Annotated in this window: 1 protein-coding gene; it reads left to right on the top strand. The window is 52.1% G+C overall.

What is annotated here, in order from left to right:
- Positions 1-259, top strand: a 259-nt coding sequence (locus LJE08_RS14175) for a thiamine pyrophosphate-binding protein (RefSeq protein ID WP_255650366.1), incomplete at both ends; no start/stop codon positions are given.

Below are 259 nucleotides of genomic sequence, written 5' to 3'. Positions count from 1 at the left end.
GAATTCATCCAGGTGCGGCATGAAGAAGCAGGGGCTTTGGCAGCAACCGCTGATGCCAAATTAACGGGCAAGATTGGGGTCTGCTTTGGCTCTGCCGGCCCGGGTGCCATTCACCTGCTCAATGGGCTGTACGATGCCAAGCATGATCATGTTCCGGTTTTGGCAATCATTGCTCAGGTTCCTTCAACGCGTATGAATCTGGACTTTTTCCAAGCAATGGATGAGGAACCGGCATTTGAGGACGTTTCGGTTTGGAACA

Source organism: Holdemanella sp. DFI.5.55 (assembly GCF_020593575.1).
In the GTDB taxonomy this organism is placed as follows: Bacteria; Bacillota_I; Bacilli_A; order Erysipelotrichales; family Erysipelotrichaceae; genus Holdemanella; species Holdemanella hominis.
The sequence above is the reverse complement of the archived record's forward strand: the minus strand, read 5'-3'. Positions and strand labels throughout refer to the sequence as shown.